Below are 23,759 nucleotides of genomic sequence, written 5' to 3'. Positions count from 1 at the left end.
TCGATTGCTGCGGCAAAAAATTCTCGTCCAATACAAATGATTGATACGACTATACAAAAAATTAATCAGGAAGATAATCTGGTCAAATGCGTTTCTGACCGATATTCACCCTATCGTGTTTTTACTGCACAAGAATGGTCAGAGTTTCGCGCAGACACACCTCTTACTTTGACTTTTGATGAAATTAAGCGTTTGCGCTCTATTGATGATCCTATCGATCTTAAAGAAGTCCAACGCATTTATCTTTCTTTATCGCGTCTGTTAGCATGCCATGTTGAAGCAGTACAGGAACTTTTTCACAAACGTCAGCAGTTTCTCCATCAAGAAGAGAGTAGAAAAACGCCCTTTATTATTGGAATTGCTGGTTCTGTAGCAGTAGGAAAATCAACCACGGCTCGCATTATTCAAGAACTGTTGAAACGATGGGCATCTAGCATTAAAGTTGATCTGATCACAACGGATGGTTTTCTCTATCCTAATGCAATCTTACAGCAAAAAAATCGTATGAATCGTAAAGGATTTCCTGATTCCTATGACATTAAGAAATTGCTGTGCTTTCTTTCGGCTATAAAAGCAGGTATCGGAAATGTTCGTGCCCCGCTTTACTCACATATGACCTATGATGTTCTAGAAAATCAGACAATTACCATTGATCGTCCTGATATTTTAATTGTTGAAGGTATTAATGTATTACAGGTCAGTGATCTTCCTAAAGATGGGAAAGCTATTCCTTTCGTATCAGATTTTTTTGATTTTTCAATCTATGTCGATGCCGAAACAGAAGTCATTCGTCACTGGTATTTGGAACGCTTTAAACGTTTGCGTAAAACAGCTTTTCAAAATCCTGAATCCTATTTTCATCGTTATGCCCAGCTCAGTGAAAAAGAAGCCTCAAAAATCGCTGAGGATCTTTGGCAAACAATTAATTTAAAAAATTTACAAGAAAATATATTGCCAACACGACCACGATCCAATCTCATTCTACGAAAAGGAAAAAATCATTTGGTCGAGTATGTCGCACTTAGACGACTATAAGGATCTCATAACTATGCAGCACTATCACATTCATTTTACCTCAACGCGTATTGATAACAGTTGCCCTATCATCTTGGTAAACCAAAGAACTCTTGCCAACTTATCACTTGATGCGTCAACAACAGCATGGATAAAAGTTAATGACTTTACTGGTAAAGCAGGACAAATACTCTTTGTTCCTCATGAAACGGGGCATTTAAAAAAAGTTTTATTTGGAATTGGCAATGGGAACGATCCCTTTATCACAGGACTGCTTGCTCAAAAACTTCCTGCTGGTCAATGGCATTTAGAAGGTACAACCTCTGATGAAATAAATGCCTATCTTGGATTAGCATTCGGTAGCTATCAATTTAATCGCTATCATCAAAATTCCTCTTTCAAATCATTGTCTATCCATGTCAATGAGGCCGTTGATCTTAATGAACTCCAACGAATTTATGAAGCTGTCTTTTTCGTCCGTGATCTCATCAATATTCCAGCCAATGATATGACCCCTGATGCTCTCGAAAAAGAAGTACGAAAACTAGGAAAAATCTACGGTGCTCATATCCAAAGTATTTGTGGAGATGATCTCTTAACCCATAACTTTCCGATGATTCATGCCGTAGGACGAGCAGGCAGTACTGCACCGCGACTGATTGAGTTACACTGGGGGCAAGAACATCATCCTAAAATAACGTTGGTAGGAAAAGGGGTAACTTTTGATACGGGAGGGCTCGATATTAAATCAGCCAATAACATGTTGCTTATGAAAAAAGACATGGGGGGTGGAGCAAACGTTTTGGGATTGGCTAAACTTATCATGGATGCCAAATTGCCTTTCCGTCTACGTGTTTTGATTCCAGCTGTAGAAAATGCAATTTCTGCGAATGCTTACCGACCAGGTGATATTCTAAAAAGTCGTAAAGGCTTAAGTGTTGAAGTAGGTAATACAGATGCTGAAGGACGACTTGTCCTTGCCGATACGCTCGCCTATGGTGATGAAGAAAGTCCACAATTCATGCTTTGTATGGCTACTTTAACAGGGGCAGCGCGTATAGCATTAGGACCAGATCTTCCCGCATTTTATTGTAATGATTCAATATGGGCACAACAAATTTCTGAATCTGCTCACGCTGTTTTTGATCCTCTTTGGCAAATGCCCCTTTGGAAACCTTATCAAGAGATGTTATCATCACCAATTGCTGATCTTAACAATGTAACTGGAAATAGCTTTGCTGGCTCTATAACGGCTGCTTTATTTCTTAATTCTTTTGTTGAAAAAGCTGAACATTTTGCGCATTTTGACCTTTATGGATGGGTTCCAAAAGAAAAACCAGGATACCCTATTGGTGGATCAGCACAAACTATTCGTGCCCTTTATAATATATTTAAAAATGAAGTTTGACACACAATATCCACAAAGATAGACAATTTTGCATCTTAAAGAATAATTGCAATCGTCTTAAACTGTGTTCTTAGTTTTGTTTGAGGATAAAAACCTTACCAATAGAGTTTTCATGAGTTTGTTTAAAAGTAAGAAGTAACAAAATGGAAGCAAAAAGATGATCTCTAAAGACCCAAGACTTTATGCATTCAGAAATGATCTAGCAGATCAACGTCTTGAAACAGAAATTACAGCCCAGCGCTTTGTTCAAGGTGAAAAAAGACGTGTTAATACAGCGGTCGCTGGACTTTTTAAAGAAAATAGTAAAAAAAGTGAAAGACAAACAGAATGCTTATTGGGAGAAGAACTTCTCATTTTTGAACAAGGGGAAACGATGTCGTGGGGACAATCCCTCAAAGATGGTTATGTTGGTTATATTGATACAACAGCCCTTTGTACATCAACTATAAAACAAACGCATATAGTTTCAGTACCACGTACATTTAAATATTTACACGCTGACTTACGTGGACCAATAGTGTCCCCATTATCTATGGGAAGCAAAGTCAGTGTTGTTGATGAAATTGAAGTCCGTGACACAATGTATTCTATTCTTGAAAATGGAACAGCAATCATTACAAGCCATCTCAGCCCCATTGGACGTGTATACGAAGATTATGTCACAGTTGCAGAAACCTTTATCCGTACACCTTATCTTTGGGGTGGTGTCAGCGGTTTTGGAATTGATTGTTCGGGACTCATTCAACTCTCTATGATGATGACCGATCAAATAGTTTTACGTGACACCGATATGCAGCAAGAAACTATAGGCAGTCCTCTTACAGATACTGATAAACTTCAACGAGGCGATTTAATTTTTTGGAAAGATCATGTTGCTATTATGGTTGATCATGAAAATATTATTCATGCAAATGGTTTTTCCATGGACGTTATGATCGAGCCACTGGAAGAGGCAATTACGCGTATCGCTAAAAAAAATCAATATCCCATCGCAAAACGTCGTCCAATGCAAGAAACTTAATACATGCCTCCTATAAAAATAATTAATTGGATGTTTTTGTTATATAATAAATTGATTTATAAGGATAATTATCCATCATTCATTCTGTGTCAAGAATTCCAAATATCGTAAAAATTCTCTCATTTCAAATCGGTTTTTATGTTGAATCAATCAAAATCGCTTGCTTGTTCATCACAAGCGACATTGATGTATAAGTAAGAATATCCCTTCTGAACGCTCTCAAATGCCAAAAGCTATCATAATAACATTGGGACCAGCTTACTCTTTCATAAGCGTAAGGATAGTGGTGCTCAATAGATTTTACATTATTTCCATGGGGGCTTTAACGTTACACCATTCACTAGTGCGACACGAAACGGGCTTTGGAGCATTGCGAGATGCCTCTTTTAAACAAGCTCGTGAATATACAACACAATGCCGTTCTACATTACCTAAAGAATGCCCCCCTCTTAATCAAAAGCAACATTTTTTGAAATTTTTCCTATTATCGATATCTCATGAAATAAGTACCCCTTATACCTCTCAGTGCACCCAAACCCATCTCACAATGATCCGCGTGAAAAAGCATCATTATATACTTTGCCAATTCTCAATGTTGCGATAACCCTTGGCTATTGGAGAGTTCTTTCAGCACGTATTTTATTTCTTTCTTAAATAATTTTATCCACATGACCCTCCTCACTTGGAACGTGCAAAAGAATGATTTTGGTTAATTTAACATAAAACAGATTTGAAATGAAAAAAATTACGACTCTGGACTTTCCCATTCAACATAAAAATTATAAATTATCAATTTAAATCAATATATTGAATTATATTTAAACAATATTTCCTTCTTATAACACATTAAAGAAGATGATTTTTCAATACCTGAACCAATGGTTTATCAGCATCAGGCATAGGGTATTTATCAAGATCATTAACAAAAACCCATTCTAAATTTTGCCCCTCTCGTCCTTGCGCAACTCCCTCATAATGATAACAAAGATACAACGGCATCAAGAGGTGAAATGTTGTATAGCTATGGCTCGCAAACGTTAAAGGGTGTAAATTATTTGCCTGAACATACACACCGAGCTCTTCTTCTAGTTCACGAATCAATGAAATTTCTGGAGTTTCACCTTGCTCAACCTTTCCACCAGGAAACTCCCATAAACCAGCCAGCGATTTTCCTTCAGGACGCTTGGTAAGCAAAACACGATTATTTTGATCTAACAGTGCACATGCAACAACAAGAAGAAGGGGACTTTTTATATACATATCACTCTCCAATGAGAATATAAAGATAACTGTCTCTTTCTAGTATATTCCCTTACCTCAAAAAGAACGCACATATCTCATTCTCTTTTAAAAAATAATAATAGGCAGTTAAATATAGAGAGTGCATCCATTAACTTCTGTAATCGCTATTGATCATAACGTACTCTTTTGTTAAATCGCAAGACCAAACCGTCGCTGTGCTCTTACCCAAACCGATATCAACACGAATTGTGATGTGTTTACCTTGCATATAAGCACCTATTGTCTCTTCACAATACTCAGGATCTCGTACGCCATTCACGGCCACACGATGCTCACCAAACCAAATCGTCAATAGATCACGATCGACTTCAACACCGGCCTTCCCAACTGCCATAACGACCCGCCCCCAATTCGCATCTTCACCGGCAATAGCCGTTTTTACGAGCGGTGAATTTGCAATTGATAAAGCAATAGTTTTAGCTGCATTGTTTGTTGTAGCGCCCATCACATTAACCTCAATTAAATGACGAGCACCTTCGCCATCACAAACAACTTGTAGTGCAAGTTCATGCAGAAGTGCACTCAATTGTTTCACAAAAACTCCATAACGCGGATCAGATTTACTTGTAAGACATGGAAAATGTTCTTTTCCTGTCGCAAACAACATAAGCGTATCTGAAGTTGAGGTATCGCTATCAACAGTAATTGAATTGAAAGAACCCTCAACTGCCTCTGATAACATGGATTGGAGTGCATCCGAAGAAATAGTCGCATCACTAACCACAAATGACAGCATTGTCGCCATATCAGGTGCAATCATACCAGCACCTTTTGCAATTCCATTAATGGTAACACTCTCTCCCCCACAGTCAAAAGTGCGCGTCGCAAGTTTTGGAAATGTGTCCGTTGTCATTATGGCTTTTGCAGCTTCCAACCAATTCCCCTCTTCTGCTGTCTCTGCCATACTTGGTAAAAGATTGACAATACCCGATGCATCCATTGGCTCACCAATAACACCCGTAGAAGCTATAAAAATTTCATCTCCTCTAACCTTTAAAGCGTTCGCTGCTGCACAGATGATTTCATCGGTTGTGCGCTTTCCTTTGCTTCCTGTAAAAGCATTTGCATTTCCAGAATTCACAACAACACCCCTCGCAACCCCATGAGGAAGCGATGCACGACAATGCTCTACAGGGGCAGATGGACATTTTGAACGGGTAAAAACACCGGCCACACTCACTGGCTTATCGAATATGATGAAAAGAAGATCTGTACGATCTTTATATTTAATCCCAGCTTCAGCTGTTGCTATCCGTACCCCAGATAAGGGAGAAAGCTCCTGGATCTTTTGAGGCGACAAAGGAGAAATTTTCAAAACCACAATATGCTTTCTGTAAAAATAAATGAAATAATTGCAGATCAATAACCCCTCATAGAAAACTGCTAGGCTTTTTGAACAAAACTAACCTAGCAAATTATCTATTAAAGAGGCTATCCACTTATTTTTCCTAGCTATTCCGTATCTTCTTCATCTGATGTCTCATCGGGAAGTAGCGTTCCATTTTGATGAAGCGATTCCATGATTTTCGTAACATTAGGATCAGGGTATTTCACATCTATCTTGCTACGCAAATCAACAATCAGTTCTTGATAGCGCTTTTTTATCAGCTGTGTCCGCAACATCTCTTTAACATCATCAAATGCAGGAGGTTGTTTCAAACGACGATCTTCTAATTTAATAATATGCCAACCAAAAGGACTTTCAACGGGTTGTTTAGTGTATTCGCCAATTTTTAAACCAAATGCAGCATCTTCAAAAGGCTTGACCATTTGACCATGGCTAAAATAACCAAGATCACCTCCAACAGCAGCAGAACCATCTGTTGAACTTTTCTTTGCAATCTCTTCAAAATTTTCGCCTTTATTTAAATGCTTAATGATAGATTCTGCTTCTTTTCTTGTTTTGACCAAAATATGACGCGCTTTAACCTCATCTTCTTTAGGTAAAGCAGCGACTTCTTGCTTATAAAGAGCTTCCAAATCAGTATCCGAGATTTTGTCAACAATCGCCTGTTTAAAATAAAGCTGTTGAAGAACATTGTCACGCATGACTGACATACGTTTATCGTAAGCTTCTGTCTTATCAAGACCTTTGCTTCTTGCTGCTTTTGCAAGTGCCTGCATATCTAAATAAGCTTTTAGAACCATCATACGGCGTTGTTCATCAGGAAAACGTGCTAAATTAGGATTTATTTCAAGCGCTAAATCATCCAATTGGCCTGCTGTAATATTTTTCCCATCGATAACCGCCATAACATGAGAAGGAGAAACGGCTTTTTCAGAAGTTTTCTCCAAAGTCTTTAAATCATTCGACGATGAATTCAAACCTTCTTGGGCTCTCACCCCTAAACTTGTACTTGCCAATAAAGCTGATGCTAAAAAAAGCGTGATAAAGTTAAATTTCATAAATATACTCCTTAAAAATGAAGGCAGGTTCAAGATTCCAATTTTCTTTACCATAACACTTTAACCTTTAAACATAGAGAAATAAATTAGTAATTTTATTTTAAAAAAGTATAAAATTGTCCTTTTATCTCAGTTGCTCCAATCCTATCTAATGCAGATGAAAAACATGATAATAGAGAAAAATGACATATTGTATCTTAAATTACTTTGTATTGTATCAGTTAAATAGCGTACCTAAAGTTGACATAGAGCGCTTAGCCTCTTATCTCTACTTTACAATTAAAGTGAAAAATTGCACACCAACAAGTATAATGGTACCATCTGCATTTCATGATGTCTCTAATAATATCAGATAACTTGAAGAAAATGTAGAGTATGGGGAAAGCGTATGAATTACCCAACAAGAGTGACAACAATTAAAAGAAAGGGCCAGAGATGGTCAGTTTAGGTGTTTTTGCCCGTAAGTTTTTTGGTTCAGCTCATGAGCGACGTCTCAAAGCACTCCGCCAAAAAGTTGCACAAATTAATGCTTTGGAAGAACAATTTGTAAAATTAAGTGATGAGCAGCTTTGCCAAAAAACAGATGCCTTTCGTAAACGTCTTAGTGAAGGTGAAAGTGTTGATTTGCTCTTACCAGAAGCTTTCGCAACTGTTCGTGAAGCCGCAAAACGTGTTTATGACATGCGTCCTTTTGACGTGCAACTTATTGGTGGAATGGTCCTTCACGACTGTGGCATAGCTGAAATGCGTACTGGTGAAGGTAAAACATTAATGGCAACTTTACCAATTTATCTCAATGCATTGGAAGGTAAAGGCGTTCATGTTGTGACAGTAAATGATTATCTCGCCAGTCGTGATGCTGAAACAATGGGGAAAATTTTTAGTTTTCTAGGGCTTACAACAGGCGTGATTCTTCATGATCTTGATAGTGATGCCCGCCGAGAGGCCTATGCATGCGACATCACCTATGCTACAAATAATGAACTAGGTTTTGATTATTTGCGTGATAATATGGCCTTCGATCGTAGTCAAATGGTCCAACGTGGACATCATTACGCGATTGTTGATGAAGTTGATTCGATTCTTATCGATGAAGCCCGTACACCCCTTATTATTTCTGGTCCTCTAGAAGATCGTACTGACTTCTATAACCTTATTGATACATTTATTCCTGCCTTAACTCCAGAAGACTATGAAATAGACGAAAAACAAAAAACAACGACTTTTACCGAAGTTGGTACTGAAAAAATTGAAAAAATGCTCGAACAAGCTGGACATCTTAAAGGTGAAAGTCTTTATGACATAGAAAATGTCGCTATCGTTCATCATGTCAATAATGCTCTAAAAGCTCATAAACTGTTTGCTCGCGATAAAGATTACATTGTTCGCAATGATGAAATCGTTATTATTGACGAATTTACAGGGCGAATGATGCCTGGGCGGCGTTATTCTGAAGGACTTCATCAAGCGTTAGAAGCTAAGGAGCATGTTGCTATTCAACCAGAAAACCAGACACTTGCTTCCATCACTTTCCAAAATTACTTCCGTATGTATAGGAAATTATCTGGAATGACTGGAACTGCAACAACAGAAGCCGAAGAATTCAGAAATATTTATGGTCTTGACGTTGTTGAAGTCCCTACAAATTTGCCAATACAACGTATTGATGAAGATGATGAAATTTATCGAACAGCAGAAGAGAAATATCGGGCAATTGTGCGTGATATCCGTCAAGCACACGAAAAAGAACAGCCTATTCTTGTTGGAACAACCTCTATTGAAAAGTCAGAACAATTGGCAGAGCGTTTGCGAAAAGAAGGCATTACCGATTTTAGAGTCTTAAATGCTCGCTATCACGAACAAGAAGCGTACATCATTGCGCAAGCAGGAGTTCCTAGAGCTCTCACCATCGCAACCAACATGGCAGGACGCGGTACGGATATACAGCTTGGTGGTAATGTTGAAATGCGCATCCGACAAGAGTTACAGGATATCCCCGAAGGTCCAGAGCGGACAGCTAAAATTGAAGAAATAAAAAAAGATGTTCAGAAGCTTAAAGACAAAGCTTTAGCTGCTGGTGGTCTTTACGTCATTGCGACGGAACGTCATGAAAGCCGTCGTATTGATAACCAGCTTCGTGGACGTTCTGGTCGCCAAGGCGATCCAGGTCGCTCAAAATTCTTTCTCTCTCTTCAAGATGATCTTATGCGTATCTTTGGCTCCAATCGTATGGATGGTATGCTGCAAAAACTTGGATTGAAAGAAAATGAAGCTATTATCCATCCATGGATTAATAAAGCCCTTGAAAAAGCACAAAAAAAGGTCGAAGCACGAAACTTTGAAATTCGTAAAAATCTGCTAAAATATGATGATGTCATGAATGATCAACGCAAGGTTATTTTTGAACAGCGTATGGAGATCATGAACGCAGATGATTTATCAGAAATGATCCTTGAAATGCGCAATGAAGTCGTAGAGGATCTCGTAGAGGCTTATATTCCATCAGGGACATATTCTGAAAAATGGGATGTAAAAACTCTCGAAGAAGAACTTCAACAACTCTTTAATCTTGAGCTTCCAGTAAGAGAATGGGCAAAAGAAGATGGAATTGCCGAGGAGCAGATTTTAGAGCGTGTATCAGATGCTGTTACAAAACTTGAAAATGAACGTACTGAACGCTATTCTCCAGAAGTTATGGCTTATTTTCACAAGGCAGTATTGCTCGAAACTATTGACACGTTATGGCGTGAACATCTGGTGAGTTTAGACCATTTGCGTTCTGTTGTTGGTTTTCGTGGTTATGCGCAGCGGGATCCGCTCAATGAATATAAGACAGAATCTTTTGAACTCTTTCAAAGTATGTTGAGAAATTTGCGCAGAATTGTCACTTCTAAGCTTATGCGCTTTGAAATCATTCAACAACCTACAGAACCGACCATGCCTGAGCAAACTGATGCTGCTTCTTCTGTTTTTAATGATCAAAGTCAAGAAAATGCTCCCACCTTATGGGCACGATCACAAGAAAATAGATTTGTTAATCCACAAGATCGTGACCCTAACGATGTAACCACATGGGGAAAAGTTGGACGTAATGAGCGTTGTCCTTGCGGTTCAGAGAAAAAATACAAACACTGTCATGGAGCCTTTGTTTGAAAAGCAAACTATGAAAATGAATAAAAAGCGAAATTATGAGCAAGAATTGCGCACAGCTGGTTTAAGAGTAACACGTCAACGACGAGTTATTCTTGATATTTTGACTGATACAAATGACCATCCCAATGCATTTGAGATTTTTCAGCGTGCAAACAAAATAGATTCGAGTATTTCACTCTCAACTGTTTATCGAACCATGAAAACATTAGAAGGAAATGGAACAATTCATCGCCATAGCTTTAGTGGTGGTCCATCTCGTTTTGAGCAAGCAGATGGGCAACATCATGATCATCTCATTGATATAGAAACAGGACAAGTTATCGAGTTTCATTCTGATGTTATTGAAAAGCTGCAAGAGGAAATTGCAAAGTCCCTTGGCTATGATATTATTCATCACCGCCTTGAACTTTACGGAAAAAAAAACTCTTAAAAAAGTGATTATATATCATTAGATAAAATACCTCAGGTAAATCAAGTTTTATAAAAATTTACCTTTAAGATATAACAGTTTCCATTGGCAAAAAAAAATTTTTGCTCTATTACCCCTTTTTGTATGATGCTATACGGTAATTCATTGTCAGCATTATAACGAAAAATCATTGCAACAAAATATTATAAAAATTGTATTATGAAAAATTAGGCCAATATTATCATGGTTTCTTTGCCACAAGATCGTATGAGACAGCTTGAAAAGCGCTTTGAAATAATTGAAAGCCAAATGACGACTAATCCAAATGCTGAAACATATGTCAAATTAGCTTCTGAATATGCAGAACTACAACCCGTTATTGCCTCTATACGCGCATTAAATGCTCTTTACGGAGAGATTACAGAATTAGAAACGATTATCAATGATAAACAAACAGATATAGAGATGCGTAATCTTGCCCAAGAAGAGCTACCATTGTTATATAAAAAAGTAGAGCAATTTGAAAAAGAACTCCAGATTCTGCTTTTGCCTAAAGATGTTGCTGATGAAAAAAACGCTATTGTTGAAATTCGAGCAGGAACAGGTGGATCAGAAGCAGCACTTTTTTCCGGTGATCTTTTCCGTATGTATGAACGTTATGCCCATGCTCACCATTGGAAAGTAGAAGTTATTTCACTCAGTGAGGGAGAAGTTGGCGGATATAAAGAGATTATTGCTACTATCTCAGGAAAAGGTGTCTTTTCTAAATTGAAATATGAATCAGGGGTTCATCGTGTGCAACGCATCCCCGAAACAGAAACCGGTGGACGTATCCATACATCTGCTGCTACCGTTGCAGTCCTTCCGGAGGCTGAAGAAATTGATATTGATATTCGCCCTGAAGATATTCGTATTGACACAATGCGTGCATCTGGAGCAGGAGGACAGCATGTTAATACAACGGATTCAGCTGTTCGTATCACGCATATTCCAACAGGAATTATGGTCGTACAAGCAGAAAAATCACAACATCAAAACCGAGCACGAGCCCTTCAAATTTTACGGGCACGCTTATTCGATATCGAACGACAAAAAGCGGAAAGTGAACGTTCAGCTTCTCGTAAAAGCCAAGTTGGTTCTGGTGATCGTTCAGAACGTATTCGTACCTATAATTTTCCACAAGGACGTGTCACGGATCACCGTATTAATCTAACCTTGTATAAGCTTGATCGCATTCTAGAGGGAGATCTTGATGAGCTTCTTCATGCACTCATCTCAGATCATCAAACAACACTGCTGATGGAAATGGATAATAATTGAGAAAATATTCTTTCAAGAATGTCATCCAACAAATGCAAGAAAAATTGCGCACGAAAGGAATTGCTGAAGCCGATCTCGATGCGAAAATACTCGTTGAATGGATAACAGGAATAAATGCTGCTGAAAGAATTTCTAAACCAGATATGCATCTGTCTTCTGAGCATATTATACAAATAGAACAGGCTTTACAACGGCGTATTGCAGGCGAACCCGTCTATCGTATTATAGGAGCACGAGAATTTTATGGTATATCTTTTACATTGTCTCAAGAGACGTTAGAACCTCGTCCTGATACAGAAACGCTGATAGATCTTGTTCTCCCTTTTCTCCAAAAACAGGTCGAAAATTCGGGAAGAACAACATTCCTTGATATGGGAACAGGAAGTGGCGCCATTGCCATTACACTCCTTAAACAAATTCCCCAATCCTATGCGGTGGCAGTCGATATTTCTGAAGATGCCCTTAAAACAGCGAAAAAAAATGCAAAGAATGCTGAAGTAGCACACCGCTTCACACCGCTTCTTAGCGACTGGTTTGATTCTGTCGCAGATCGCTTTAATTTCATTGTTTCCAATCCACCTTATATTCCCGCAAAAGATATCAAAAAACTTGCAAAAGAAGTGCGCTTACATGACCCATTGCGCGCTCTGATAGGAGGGGAAGATGGACTTGATTTTTATCGAAAACTCGCTCATGAAGCAGCCAACTACTTAAAAGAAAACAGCTATGTCGCTGTTGAAATTGGTTACTCTCAAGAAAATGAAGTCTGCAATTTATTTAAAAAAAATGGTTTTCAATGTTTAGAAGTGCGTAAAGATCTAAGTGGAATACCCCGCGCACTTCTATTTGCATGCAAACATTAAAATTCCCAATCATCATCCGTGGTAGCAACCGCCTTGCCAATGACATAAGAAGAACCTGCCCCTGAAAAAAAGTCATGATTTTCGTCAGAGTTTGGTGATAAAGCTGCCAAAATAGCGGGATTAACACGACAAACCTCAGGGGGAAAAAGAGCTTCAAAACCTAAATTCATTAAAGCCTTGTTAGCATTATAATGAAGAAAAATTTTAACATCTTCTGTCAATCCAAGTGCATCATAAAGATCTTCAGTATATTTGCACTCGATATTATAAAGGTCAAAGAGCAGGTTAAAAGCAAAATCTTTAATTTCTTGTCTTTTGGCTTCATCAAGCTTTGCAAAGCCCAATTGGAATTTATAACCTATATAATAACCATGGACTGCTTCATCACGAATGATTAGTCGAATGAGATCTGCTGTATTGGTCAACTTAGCGCGACTGGCCCAATACATGGGCAAATAAAAGCCAGAATAAAATAAAAAGCTTTCCAGCAAAGTCGAAGCAATTTTTTTCTTAAGTGGATCATTTGCTTCATAACGCTCAAGTACTAATCTAGCCTTTTTCTGCAAATGAATATTTTCTTCTGACCATCTAAACGCATCATCAACCTCTACCGTCGAACAAAGGGTTGAAAAAATAGAGGAATAAGAACGTGCATGAACCGCTTCCATGAAAGCAATATTCGTCAACACTGCCTCCTCATGCTCTGTTATTGCATCAGCCAGAAGCGAAATGGCTCCTACGGTGTTTTGAATTGTATCTAAAAGCGTTAGTCCTGTAAAAACACGAATTGTTAATTTACGTTCTTCATCTGTTAAGCTTGACCATGAAGGAATATCATTGGAAAGTGGTACCTTCTCAGGTAACCAAAAATTCCCAGTTAAGCGGTTCCATACTTCAAGATCTTTCTCATCATGTAATCTATTCCAATTAACAGCGCACACAACAGGATTTTTGGTTGTAATCTTTGTCATATGATGATCTCCTATAAACTACACGAAACACAGCCATCAACTTCTGTTCCACTCAACGCTACTTGCCGTAATCGTACATAGTAAATACTCTTTATACCCTTTTTCCAGGCATAAATTTGTGCGCGGTTAATATCACGTGTGGTAGCGGTATCAGGAAAAAATAATGTTAATGAAAGACCTTGATCAACATGCTGTGTTGCAGCAGCATAGGTATCTATAATTTTTTCAGGACCAATCTCATAAGCATCTTGGTAAAAATTTAAATTCGTATTATCCATATAAGGAGCGGGATAATAAACGCGCCCAATTTTTCCCTCTTTGCGAATTTCAATTTTTGAAGCAATTGGATGAATAGAAGAAGTGGCATGATTAATATAGGAAATAGATCCCGTAGGTGGAACTGCCTGCAAATTGCGGTTATAAAGCCCATACTCAATGACTAATTTTTTCAGTTCCTGCCAATCCTTTTGATCTGGGATAACAATATTGTTCCGCGCAAAAAGCTCTTGCACAAGCGCAAATTGCGGTTTCCATTCTTTTTCAATATATTTTTCGAAAAAACGTCCATCTGCATAAGCTGATTTTTCAAACCCTGCAAACATTTCTTGACGTTCACGTGCAATCAAATTGGAAGCCCGTATGGCGTGATATGTCACAATATAAAAATAGATATTGGTAAAATCTATCGCTTCTGGAGACCCATAATAGATCTGTTCACGCGCTAGAAACCCATGCAAATTCATTTGTCCCAAACCAATCGCATGACTTTCAGCATTGCCTTTCGCAATGGAAGGCACACAGGCAATATTACTCATATCCGAAACCGCAGTAAGGGCACGAACAGCAGATTCCACGGTCTGTCCGAAATCAGGACTTTCCATTGCTTTGGCAATATTCATAGATCCAAGATTACAGGATATATCACTTCCAATCGTGCGATAAGTTAAATCTGTCTCCAGTTCACTCGCCTCACTCACCTGCAAAATTTCTGAACATAAATTGCTCATACTTATGCGCCCAGCTATCGGATTCGATCGATTAGCAGTATCCTCAAATAAAATATAGGGATAACCTGATTCAAATTGAATTTCTGCTAATGTCTGGAAAAAAACGCGTGCACTTATTTTGTTTTTACGAATCTTTGCATTATCAACAAAAGAACGATAATGCTCCGTTAAAGAAATATCGCTAAAGGGCTTACCTGTCACACGCTCGATATCATAAGATGAGAAGAGATACATATCCTCATTATTCCGTGCAAGCTCAAAAGTAATATCAGGAATAACGACACCAAGCGAAAGCGTTTTGATTCTAACTTTTTCATCAGCATTTTCACGCTTTGTATCCAAAAACTTCATAATATCTAAATGATGGGCATGCAAATAAACAGCTCCAGCCCCCTGTCGTGCCCCAAGCTGATTGGCGTAAGAAAAAGAATCTTCTAAGAGTTTCATCACCGGTAAGACACCTGAGGACTGATTTTCTATTTGCTTAATTGGTGCTCCAGCTTCCCGCAAATTGGTTAAACAAAGCGCCACACCTCCACCACGTTTTGAAAGCTGCAAAGCCGAATTAACCGCACGACCTATCGATTCCATATTATCTTCAACACGTAGCAAAAAACACGAAACCAATTCACCACGTTGTTTTTTCCCAGCATTTAAAAATGTCGGTGTAGCCGGTTGAAACCGGCCTGTAACAATTTCATCCACAAAATTTTCAGCAAGAGATTTATTTCCTTGTGCCAAATATAAAGCTACAAGACAGACGCGATCTTCATAACGTTCAAGATAACGTTTCCCATCAAAAGTCTTCAGTGTATAACTTGTATAATACTTAAATGCGCCTAAAAAGGTGGGAAAACGAAACTTAAATGCATAAGCACGTTTAAAAAGTTTTTTAATAAAAGAAAAATCATAAAGATCAAATAAAGCTTTTTCATAATAACCTTCTTCTATTAAGTAATCTATTTTTTCCTTCAGGTTATGAAAAAAAACTGTATTTTGATTAACATGCTGAAGGAAATACTGCCGTGCGGCAAGTCGATCCATATCAAATTGAATATGACCATTCTCATCATAAAGATTAAGCATTGCATTCAGCGCATGATAATCAGTAATCTGATCCGATTTCTGCGATTGTCCTATACCAATTGTTTCCAAAATCTTTCCAATCCCTTTTTTACATAAAGAACGTCTTCATCAGTTCCACGCAGCTCAAAACGATAAAGGCAAGGTACACAACATTTTTCAGCAATGATTTTACTTGCTAAATTATAATAACAACCAAAATTACGATTCCCACCACCAATGACACCACGAATTAATTTTCGGTTCTCAGCTTCATTAAGAAAATGGATAACGGCTTTCGGCACTGCTCCTCTTCCTTCACCATCTGCATATGTAGGAACAACCAGTACATAAGGTTCACCAACCAATGCAGAAGGCTTTCTTTTATCAATTTTGAAGAGTCGTTGACCAAGTTGCGAGACAAAATGTTCTGTATTACCCGTTGCACTCGAATAATAAACAATAAGCCCCATTAAGCACAAAGACCACTAATCATATCTGGTCTAAAACCAGACCAATGATTTTCACCACAAACAACGACAGGAACCTGACGATACCCCAGAGATTGAACAAAACTGTATGCTTGTTCATCACAAGAAATATCAACAACGCGATAATGAATGCCTTTTGCATCAAAAGCACGGCGTGTAGCATCACATTGGACACAAGATGGTTTGCTATAAATAGTGATCGACATTTTCTTCAACTTTCACAATTCCAAATAATCAACCCTAAAGGGTCAATCTAATAATTTTATAAGTACTCAAGAATAACAAAAAAACAGAAATTGTACGCAAAACATGTGGTTATTTTCGAATAGTACACAGCTTCCTGAACATAACAGAATTCCTCATCAAATAACTTCAAAGACTATGATGAGAATAAGCGATTATTCTATAACTTAAATGGCAAAGCCCCCCAGTTATAAACAATCTTTTGCTTGCATTACAATTCCCTCCTGCTGTCTAAAAAACTAACGTTCTAAACTACCGTTTTTCAAGAGCTCTGTTTTACTCTTTTTCGGCAAAAATCAATTACAAAAACGAAAGGAATCCTTCCAAAAGAGATCCTTCAGCAAAAATACTGCTATGCCCTTGGTCAATAAACTCTTTACAATAATGGAAATAACTTAGATACCAAACGAAACACACTAACACCCTCTCTTGTGCTTATTTAGAATCACCAATCATTTTGATACTATATATAGTATATACTCTCTCTCTTTCGTCAAGGTGAATTCAATTATTATTTTTAATTTTCCACGATCTTCACACTAAAATTTTCAGTTCTCAAAACTATGTAATAATATAACATTTTATTGACAAACGTTATATTATTACATAGTTTCCAAAATAATAAGCAACGATGGTAAAAAATATGGATCTGCACTTCAATAAGACAACATTAGGCTATGGAAATAGAATAGCAATAAAGAACTTTTCAGCGAAGTTAAAAGCTGGTTCATTGGTCGCAATAACAGGTGATAATGGCGCTGGAAAATCGACACTGCTAAAAGCCATCGCCGGATTGATTAAACCTCTTAAGGGAAAAATTACAAAACCAAAAAAAAGCCGCATTGCTTATCTTTCTCAGCAATGTGATGTAGATCAAACATTTCCAATTGATGTGAAAACGCTTGTAAAAACAGGGCTGTGGTCTTTTTGTGGATTATGGAAAAGCCAGCGCCCTTATGATTCTAAGATTCAAAATGCGCTTGAAATGGTTGGGCTTACAGAACTCGCACCCCGTTCGCTTGAAACATTATCAGGCGGGCAATTACAACGCGCTCTTTTTGCACGTATCATTGTGCAAGATGCCAATATTATTTTGCTTGATGAACCTTTCAATGGTGTAGATCATAAGACCCAAAAAGATCTTCTTGCACTGATCACATACTGGCAACAGCAAGGACGCACAGTTCTCACAGCACTCCATAACCCTCTCATCGTGCAAGAATTTTTCCCCCAAATGATTCAAATTAATCAACAAAACGCCTTTTATGGAGAAACAACACAGTTTTTAAACAACACTATTCATCACGTTATGCCACCTCTCACATCCAATTCTTTTCCTATTAGCGCACAAAAACAAAATCTTCCCATCAATGATCCTCTCTTTCTTAGGTTATAAGACGTGTATGCATTTTTTCTTGCTCCCTTTGTTGATTTCCAATTTATGCAAAACGCCCTTATCGGTTCTATTTTCCTGTCTATTAGCGCTTGTCCTGTTGGTGTATTTTTGATGCTCCGTGGAATGAGCTTGACAGGAGATGCTATCTCTCATGCCATTCTTCCTGGTGTTGCAACTGCTTTTCTGATTTGTGGCTTTTCCCTCATATCTATGACACTTGGTGGCATCTTCGCTGGTATTATTGTCGCTTTAGCAACCATTTTAATTTCACGAAATAGCTTTCAGAAAGAAGATGCATCCATGACTGTCTTTTATCTTATTGCACTCGCGGCAGGTGTCATTATTATCTCACTAAAAGACTCAACAATTGAGCTGCTTCATCTCTTATTCGGATCGGTTCTTGCACTTGATGCACAAACCCTCTGGTTAATCACTACTATAATGCTGATTACACTATGCAGCCTTTGTATTTTTTGGCGTGCACTCGTTTTAGAAAGCTTTGACCCCCTCTTTTTTAAATCACTCTCTCCATTGAGTAAATATATTCATATTTCATTGCTTGGACTTGTGGTGTTGAATCTGGTTGGAGGATTTCAATCACTAGGAACATTACTTTCCGTTGGCATTATGATGATTCCAGCTATTACAGCCCGTTTTTGGTTTTCACGGCTAGGCCCTATTTGCGCACTTTCCACTCTTTTTGGAATCATTTCTAGCGTATGTGGTCTCCTGCTTTCTTTTCATCTTTCACTTCCCTCCGGCCCTGCGATCATCATTGCCGCAGGATTTATTTATCTTTTTTCCTGCTTGATAAGTCCACGTGGACTTATTGTAACATGGTTTCCCCACCTCTTTTATACCTCCTCACTTTAAGGAAAAAAATGTGCCTAAGTTTGCTCAAAAATTTGTTCTTCTTGGAGCTTTATTGCTTTCTTTTTCTCCATTTTCTGCTTCTGCAAACAATAAAATCAAAGTTGTTGCGAGCTTTTCTATTCTCGCAGATCTCGTAAAAAATGTAGGAGACAACCATATCTCTATGACCACTTTTGTAGGTCCCAATGCAAATACCCACACTTATGAACCTACCCCCCATGATGTTCAAGCTCTTAGAAATGCTCAAATTATTTTCATCAACGGACTTCATTTAGAAGGATTCATTGATCGCCTCATTACAGCAAGCGGTACAAAAGCACTTCTTGTCAAAGTTAGCGCTAACATTCCCTCCCTCAAAATGAAAAATCAAGAACATAACGCCCATCATCACCACAGCGTTATTGATCCACATGCTTGGCAAACAATTCCCAATGTCAAAATCTATGTGAAGAATATCGCTGCTGCTTTTTGTAAAATCGATCCACAATCCTGCACAAGCTACAAAAAAAATGCCGAAACCTACATCCAAAAACTTAAAATAGCACAAGATACCCTGAAAACAAAAATTACTACCATCCCTAAAGATAAACGTATCATTATCACATCTCATGACGCCTTTGGCTATTTTGCAAAAGAATACGGTTTTACTATCCTCGCCCCTCAAAGTGCTTCAACAGAAGCTGAAGCAACCGCAGCCGATGTTGCTAAACTTATCAAACAAATTAAGGCGAATAAAGCAGCTGCACTATTCGTTGAAAATATCTCTAATCCCCGTCTCATAAAACAGATTGCAAAAGAAACAGGTTTGAAAATTGGTGGGACACTTTATTCTGATGCATTGTCAAATAAAAATGGCCCCGCAGCAACTTATCTCGATATGATGGAACATAATGTGAATACCATCATTGATGCCATCACAAAACATTAAGATCTTCTACAAAAGAGATAAAAAACTGAATACAGCACTGAACCGTCTTCATATTTGTCTCAAACATACTGTTGTATAAAGTTTAGGTTGGTTTATAAGCAACAAAAAAGTACGCACTTTATAAGAATGCAATATCATAAAACCATTAATATACTGGCAATATATTAAAAAAATATATCAGCTTTTATAAAATGCTTTGCAAAACAACAAGATAACTGTCTTTGTCCCTGCTAATTCTTATAGGTATTCGCACCAATCCCTTATGTCATATTCATAAAGATCTGTCTAAGGATGATCTATAGGCAATTTTTTAACTCAAGAATATAGAAAATTTGATGGGATGTTACAGATGTGTTTCATCTGCTTTTATCATTAAAAGTAATGAAAATTTTAAAACAAGCGCGCCTTCTATCTCTCAGTGATTTCTTTTGCAACTGACCAGATACCCTAGCTGAAAATTGCATAGTGATTTACATGAGAAAAAATAAAAGCTTCTTATAGAAGCTCTGAAACCATTTAAGATCATATGGTCAGCGGTAAAATAAAATATGCCTATTCTCGTACAGGCTATTTAGAACAGCGTCGTATTTTTTGGATCAAATAGACTTCTTATGTTAGGGATCAGAGCTAAGATATGGGGCGCATCCCCTCTCATCTGTGAATTATTGGTTCCCTCTATTTCCCTCATTTACTTTTTATAAGATACATAAATTATTACATCAAGAAACATATGGTTAATGAATGGTTATTTTATATTGATATTTTTTATAATGAAAATGATTTTATTATGTTTGAGGTTTGAAAATAATATTCTTCTTACAGACCGTGAAAATGCAAATTTTCTTCATATAAATATTTTGACACTCTCAGCGCCATGGAACAATAGATCATTACCAAAACTTTTAAAATTTTGTTTTTAATCACATCGGGTACAACCTGATTTTGTAAATGTAATCGAGAAAGTCAAAACACAACATTATCATGACGCAACATAAAAGAAAGTCGTGTCACATCAATTAATGCTTACTTATTATTTGTGCGCTTTCCAGTGTTTTTATTAAAAGTATGAAAATTCTGATGAGCGACAGTGAAACTTAGTTTTTGCCCATAGTCGTGTGTCAAGCGTTCTTTTATTTCAATCGTAAAGATGATATCATTCCAGCGCGTTAAAACATGGCAACCTGTTCCAATAGGCTTGATAAGCTCAATTTTTGTGTGAAAGACAGGTCCTTTATCTGGATGTTCGCCCAATAAGATTATTTCAGGTCTGAATGCTAAAAGATCAGTTTCTTCGCCATAAGAAAATGAATGCCCTAAATGTTGTTCTAAGACATGGCGATCAAGAAAATTCATAGGAGGAGAACCAATAAAATCAGCAACAAATGTTGTTGCTGGAGTGTCGTAAATTTCCATTGGTGTTCCAATTTGCTCGATAGCTCCTTTATTCAAAACGACTATTCTATCAGCTAATGTCATAGCTTCTAGTTGATCATGGGTAACATAGAGGCTGGTCGTTCCTAGTGAACGCTGTAGTGTTTTTATTTCAATACACATTTGCGCCCGCAATTTTGCATCAAGATTTGAAAGAGGTTCATCAAAAAGAAAAACACGGGGTTGGCGTACAATCACACGCCCCATTGCAACACGCTGACGTTGTCCTCCTGATAATTGTCGTGGCTTACGATCAAGAAATGATTCTATCTCCAAAAGTTTTGCAGCATGTGCGATGCGTTTTTTAATTTCTTCTTTAGGAGTTTTACGATTTTTAAGACCATATTCTAAATTTCCACGAACTGTCATATGGGGATAAAGAGCATAATTTTGAAAAACCATAGCAATATCACGATCAGCTGGTTCACGATCATTGATGCGTTCGTTATCAATACATAATTCACCTGAAGTAACTTGTTCAAGTCCTGCTATAATACGCAATAAGGTTGATTTCCCACACCCTGAAGGACCGACAAGAACAAGAAGTTCTTTATCAGCAACAGTTAAGTTTAAATCATCAATGACCAGAATGCCGTTGTCATACCGTTTTTTTATATTTGATAACTGGATTATGGCCATAATTACTTCTCCGTTTCAATAAGGCCTTTGATAAAAAGCCGTTGCATGAAGATAACAACAAGAACAGGGGGAACCATGGCAACAACCGATACTGCCATGAGTATATTCCATTGAGGATCATGTTGAAGTGATTCGACAATAAGCTGTTTTAAAATAATAAGGATCGTTTGATGCTTTTGATCCGTTGTGATGATAAGAGGCCAGAGATATTGTATCCATCCATAAATAAACATAATGATAAATAAAGCAGCGATATTGCTTTTGCTGAGAGGAAGAAGAATATCCTTAAAAAATTTAACTGGACCTGCACCATCAACACGTGCCGCCTCTAAGAGTTCATCTGGAATAGTCAGAAAAAACTGGCGAAATAAAAATGTAGCGGTTGCAGATGCAATAAGTGGAATAATCATTCCACTATAGGTGTCGATCATCCCCAATTTTGCAACAACCTCATAGGTTGGAAGAATACGAACTTCGACAGGGAGCATCAATGTAACAAAAATAAGAACAAAAGCAGTTTTTCGGAAAGGAAAACGCATATAAACAATTGCATAAGCAGACAAAAGTGAAATAATAATTTTCCCAATACTAATCCCAAGAGCCATAATGAGTGAATTCATTAAGAGTGGCCAGAGGTTGGGAAGACCGAGTTGTGCGAGGCCATCACCAAAGATTGTTTTATAATTTTCCAAAGCATACTTCCCAGGTAAAAGAGGAAGTGTTCCTGAGTTGAATGCTGCTGAACTATGGGTTGATGCAATGATAGCAACATAAACTGGAAAGAAAATAATGATAATGCCAATAATGAGAGTAATATGGGTTAGAAATTTCAAAACAGGGCGATTTTCAACCATAATTTACTTCCTAATATTGTACACGGCGCTCAATCCAGCGAAACTGAATAAAGGTTAAGACAATAACCATCAACATCAATATTGTTGATTGTGCTGCTGATGCACCGATTATTTGATTTCTAAAGCCATCGTCATATACTTTATAGACGAGGATGCTCGTTGCACGCGCAGGACCTCCAGAAGTTGTATTATCAATAATACCAAAGGTATCAAACATAACATAATTGACATTGACAATAAGAAGGAAAAACGTCGTTGGTGAAATTTGCGGGAAGACCACAGTCCAAAATCGTTTAAAGGGACCAGCACCATCAATGGCGGCTGCTTCTATTTGAGAACGCGGAACAGACTGAAGACCTGTAAGAAAAAAGAGAAAATTGTAAGAAATTTGCTTCCAACTAGCCGCTATGACAATAAGAATCATTGCTTGAGTGCCATTAATACGATAATTCCATAGCACCCCTATTTTCTCGAGAAGAAAAGGAATAATTCCGATGGTGGGATGAAAGATAAACAGCCATAATATACCTGCCAATACTGGAGCAACAGCATAGGGCCAGAGCAAAAGCATTGTATAAGCCTTTTTTGCACGGATGACACGGTCAACACAGACCGCTAAGAGAAGTGATATTGTCATTGAAGCGACAGTAACTGAGATGGAAAATACTGCGGTTGTAAGAAGTGATTGCCGATAAGTAGGATCAGAAAGAACCGTTAGATAATTTTCAAAACCAATAAATGTTGTTGTAAAGCCAAAAGGGTCTTCACGCTCAAAAGATGATTTTATTGCTTGAGCAGCAGGCCAGAAGAAAAACAAAAAAGTCACAAGAAGCTGAGGGAAAAGCAGTCCGTAAGAAAGTAGACTATTTTTAAAATATGCATGTTTTTCTTGCATTCGTAGGGCTCTTTAAATGTAGAGACTTTAAAAAGATAAACAAAAAGAACTCAACTGTTTTTGTTGAGTCTTT

At 37.7% G+C, this 23,759-nt stretch carries 20 protein-coding genes; 10 read left to right on the top strand and 10 right to left on the bottom strand.

Annotated elements, in window-relative coordinates:
- Positions 1–36 precede the first annotated feature (36 nt).
- From coaA to ACFIKG_RS03815, 3 genes are all read left to right on the top strand, one after another.
- Entirely contained in the window at positions 37–1,035 is a 999-nt protein-coding gene (coaA, locus tag ACFIKG_RS03825) for a type I pantothenate kinase (RefSeq protein ID WP_375625617.1), read from the top strand.
- A 13-nt stretch (positions 1,036–1,048) separates the two neighbouring features.
- Positions 1,049–2,422 (top strand): M17 family metallopeptidase, encoded by a 1,374-nt coding sequence (locus tag ACFIKG_RS03820; RefSeq protein ID WP_375626742.1) that lies wholly within the window; start codon positions 1,049–1,051, stop codon positions 2,420–2,422.
- A gap of 157 nt (positions 2,423–2,579) precedes the next feature.
- A complete protein-coding gene (locus tag ACFIKG_RS03815) occupies positions 2,580–3,443 on the top strand; it encodes an NlpC/P60 family protein (RefSeq protein WP_375625613.1) in 864 nt (287 codons plus the stop codon).
- 846 nt (positions 3,444–4,289) lie between these two features.
- Here ACFIKG_RS03815 and mutT read toward each other — a convergent pair.
- From mutT to ACFIKG_RS03800, 3 genes are all read right to left on the bottom strand, one after another.
- Positions 4,290–4,703: an 8-oxo-dGTP diphosphatase MutT gene (mutT, locus tag ACFIKG_RS03810; protein ID WP_375651798.1), complete on the bottom strand. Its 414-nt coding sequence runs from the start codon at positions 4,701–4,703 to the stop codon at positions 4,290–4,292.
- Positions 4,704–4,833: 130 nt separating this feature from the next.
- Complete coding sequence (argJ, locus tag ACFIKG_RS03805; protein ID WP_375626736.1) at positions 4,834–6,066, bottom strand: bifunctional glutamate N-acetyltransferase/amino-acid acetyltransferase ArgJ; 1,233 nt, start codon at positions 6,064–6,066, stop codon at positions 4,834–4,836.
- Between the two features lie 131 nt (positions 6,067–6,197).
- Complete coding sequence (locus ACFIKG_RS03800; RefSeq protein ID WP_375625607.1) at positions 6,198–7,151, bottom strand: peptidylprolyl isomerase; 954 nt, start codon at positions 7,149–7,151, stop codon at positions 6,198–6,200.
- A 435-nt stretch (positions 7,152–7,586) separates the two neighbouring features.
- Here ACFIKG_RS03800 and secA point away from each other — a divergent pair, with 435 nt between their 5' ends.
- The 4 genes from secA (at position 7,587) to prmC (ending at position 12,896) form a co-directional block, all read left to right on the top strand.
- Positions 7,587–10,304 carry a preprotein translocase subunit SecA gene (gene secA, locus ACFIKG_RS03795; protein WP_375626732.1) on the top strand — a complete coding sequence of 906 codons (2,718 nt, stop codon included), beginning with the start codon at positions 7,587–7,589 and terminating at the stop codon, positions 10,302–10,304.
- On the top strand, positions 10,243–10,734 hold the full coding sequence (locus ACFIKG_RS03790) for a Fur family transcriptional regulator (protein WP_026500203.1): 492 nt from the start codon (positions 10,243–10,245) through the stop codon (positions 10,732–10,734). Before secA ends, ACFIKG_RS03790 begins: the two co-directional genes overlap by 62 nt.
- 222 nt (positions 10,735–10,956) lie before the next feature.
- Positions 10,957–12,033: a peptide chain release factor 1 gene (gene prfA / locus ACFIKG_RS03785; RefSeq protein ID WP_375625601.1), complete on the top strand. Its 1,077-nt coding sequence runs from the start codon at positions 10,957–10,959 to the stop codon at positions 12,031–12,033.
- Positions 12,030–12,896: a peptide chain release factor N(5)-glutamine methyltransferase gene (prmC, locus tag ACFIKG_RS03780; protein ID WP_375651797.1), complete on the top strand. Its 867-nt coding sequence runs from the start codon at positions 12,030–12,032 to the stop codon at positions 12,894–12,896. The genes prfA and prmC overlap by 4 nt, the downstream gene beginning before the upstream one ends.
- Here prmC and nrdF read toward each other — a convergent pair.
- The 4 genes from nrdF to nrdH are packed head-to-tail and all read right to left on the bottom strand — an operon-like array spanning position 12,893 to position 16,633.
- A complete protein-coding gene (gene nrdF, locus ACFIKG_RS03775; protein ID WP_273722534.1) occupies positions 12,893–13,867 on the bottom strand; it encodes a class 1b ribonucleoside-diphosphate reductase subunit beta in 975 nt (324 codons plus the stop codon). The two genes, prmC and nrdF, sit on opposite strands and share 4 nt — an antisense overlap.
- 11 nt (positions 13,868–13,878) lie before the next feature.
- Positions 13,879–16,029, bottom strand: a complete 2,151-nt coding sequence (gene nrdE, locus ACFIKG_RS03770) for a class 1b ribonucleoside-diphosphate reductase subunit alpha (protein ID WP_375651796.1) — start codon at positions 16,027–16,029, stop codon at positions 13,879–13,881.
- Positions 16,011–16,409 carry a class Ib ribonucleoside-diphosphate reductase assembly flavoprotein NrdI gene (nrdI, locus tag ACFIKG_RS03765; RefSeq protein ID WP_012754607.1) on the bottom strand — a complete coding sequence of 133 codons (399 nt, stop codon included), beginning with the start codon at positions 16,407–16,409 and terminating at the stop codon, positions 16,011–16,013. Before nrdI ends, nrdE begins: the two co-directional genes overlap by 19 nt.
- Positions 16,409–16,633 (bottom strand): glutaredoxin-like protein NrdH, encoded by a 225-nt coding sequence (gene nrdH, locus ACFIKG_RS03760; RefSeq protein WP_005774163.1) that lies wholly within the window; start codon positions 16,631–16,633, stop codon positions 16,409–16,411. Before nrdH ends, nrdI begins: the two co-directional genes overlap by 1 nt.
- Before the next feature lie 680 nt (positions 16,634–17,313).
- Between nrdH and ACFIKG_RS03755 the strand changes: the two genes are divergently transcribed.
- The 3 genes from ACFIKG_RS03755 to ACFIKG_RS03745 are packed head-to-tail and all read left to right on the top strand — an operon-like array spanning position 17,314 to position 19,867.
- Positions 17,314–18,066, top strand: coding sequence for an ABC transporter ATP-binding protein (locus ACFIKG_RS03755; protein WP_375626724.1), 753 nt, complete (start codon positions 17,314–17,316; stop codon positions 18,064–18,066).
- A gap of 3 nt (positions 18,067–18,069) precedes the next feature.
- Positions 18,070–18,939, top strand: coding sequence for a metal ABC transporter permease (locus tag ACFIKG_RS03750; protein ID WP_375651795.1), 870 nt, complete (start codon positions 18,070–18,072; stop codon positions 18,937–18,939).
- 10 nt (positions 18,940–18,949) lie between these two features.
- A complete protein-coding gene (locus ACFIKG_RS03745) occupies positions 18,950–19,867 on the top strand; it encodes a metal ABC transporter solute-binding protein, Zn/Mn family (RefSeq protein ID WP_375625593.1) in 918 nt (305 codons plus the stop codon).
- A gap of 1,023 nt (positions 19,868–20,890) precedes the next feature.
- Here ACFIKG_RS03745 and ACFIKG_RS03740 read toward each other — a convergent pair.
- The 3 genes from ACFIKG_RS03740 to ugpA are packed head-to-tail and all read right to left on the bottom strand — an operon-like array spanning position 20,891 to position 23,686.
- On the bottom strand, positions 20,891–21,937 hold the full coding sequence (locus tag ACFIKG_RS03740; protein ID WP_375651794.1) for a sn-glycerol-3-phosphate import ATP-binding protein UgpC: 1,047 nt from the start codon (positions 21,935–21,937) through the stop codon (positions 20,891–20,893).
- Between the two features lie 2 nt (positions 21,938–21,939).
- Positions 21,940–22,791, bottom strand: coding sequence for a sn-glycerol-3-phosphate ABC transporter permease UgpE (gene ugpE / locus ACFIKG_RS03735; protein WP_375626720.1), 852 nt, complete (start codon positions 22,789–22,791; stop codon positions 21,940–21,942).
- 10 nt (positions 22,792–22,801) lie between these two features.
- The gene (gene ugpA, locus ACFIKG_RS03730) at positions 22,802–23,686 is read right to left on the bottom strand and encodes a sn-glycerol-3-phosphate ABC transporter permease UgpA (RefSeq protein ID WP_375611841.1); all 885 of its coding nucleotides are present in this window, start codon (positions 23,684–23,686) and stop codon (positions 22,802–22,804) included.
- Positions 23,687–23,759: the final 73 nt, after the last annotated feature.

Origin of the sequence: Bartonella sp. LB28NMGDW (assembly GCF_042194435.1) — a bacterium.
GTDB lineage: Bacteria > Pseudomonadota > Alphaproteobacteria > Rhizobiales > Rhizobiaceae > Bartonella > Bartonella grahamii.
Note: the sequence above shows the minus strand (reverse complement) of the source record. Positions and strands in the feature narration are given on the sequence as shown.

What these genes read in the sequence shown, in the direction of transcription:
- coaA (WP_375625617.1), top strand. Translation starts at nt 37, where the DNA reads ATGATTGATACGACTATACAAAAAATTAATCAGGAAGATAATCTGGTC.
- ACFIKG_RS03820 (WP_375626742.1), top strand. Translation starts at nt 1,049, where the DNA reads ATGCAGCACTATCACATTCATTTTACCTCAACGCGTATTGATAACAGT.
- ACFIKG_RS03815 (WP_375625613.1), top strand. Translation starts at nt 2,580, where the DNA reads ATGATCTCTAAAGACCCAAGACTTTATGCATTCAGAAATGATCTAGCA.
- mutT (WP_375651798.1), bottom strand. Translation starts at nt 4,703, where the DNA reads ATGTATATAAAAAGTCCCCTTCTTCTTGTTGTTGCATGTGCACTGTTA.
- ACFIKG_RS03800 (WP_375625607.1), bottom strand. Translation starts at nt 7,151, where the DNA reads ATGAAATTTAACTTTATCACGCTTTTTTTAGCATCAGCTTTATTGGCA.
- secA (WP_375626732.1), top strand. Translation starts at nt 7,587, where the DNA reads ATGGTCAGTTTAGGTGTTTTTGCCCGTAAGTTTTTTGGTTCAGCTCAT.
- ACFIKG_RS03790 (WP_026500203.1), top strand. Translation starts at nt 10,243, where the DNA reads ATGAGCGTTGTCCTTGCGGTTCAGAGAAAAAATACAAACACTGTCATG.
- prfA (WP_375625601.1), top strand. Translation starts at nt 10,957, where the DNA reads ATGGTTTCTTTGCCACAAGATCGTATGAGACAGCTTGAAAAGCGCTTT.
- nrdF (WP_273722534.1), bottom strand. Translation starts at nt 13,867, where the DNA reads ATGACAAAGATTACAACCAAAAATCCTGTTGTGTGCGCTGTTAATTGG.
- nrdI (WP_012754607.1), bottom strand. Translation starts at nt 16,409, where the DNA reads ATGGGGCTTATTGTTTATTATTCGAGTGCAACGGGTAATACAGAACAT.
- nrdH (WP_005774163.1), bottom strand. Translation starts at nt 16,633, where the DNA reads ATGTCGATCACTATTTATAGCAAACCATCTTGTGTCCAATGTGATGCT.
- ACFIKG_RS03755 (WP_375626724.1), top strand. Translation starts at nt 17,314, where the DNA reads ATGGATCTGCACTTCAATAAGACAACATTAGGCTATGGAAATAGAATA.
- ACFIKG_RS03740 (WP_375651794.1), bottom strand. Translation starts at nt 21,937, where the DNA reads ATGGCCATAATCCAGTTATCAAATATAAAAAAACGGTATGACAACGGC.
- ugpE (WP_375626720.1), bottom strand. Translation starts at nt 22,791, where the DNA reads ATGGTTGAAAATCGCCCTGTTTTGAAATTTCTAACCCATATTACTCTC.
- ugpA (WP_375611841.1), bottom strand. Translation starts at nt 23,686, where the DNA reads ATGCAAGAAAAACATGCATATTTTAAAAATAGTCTACTTTCTTACGGA.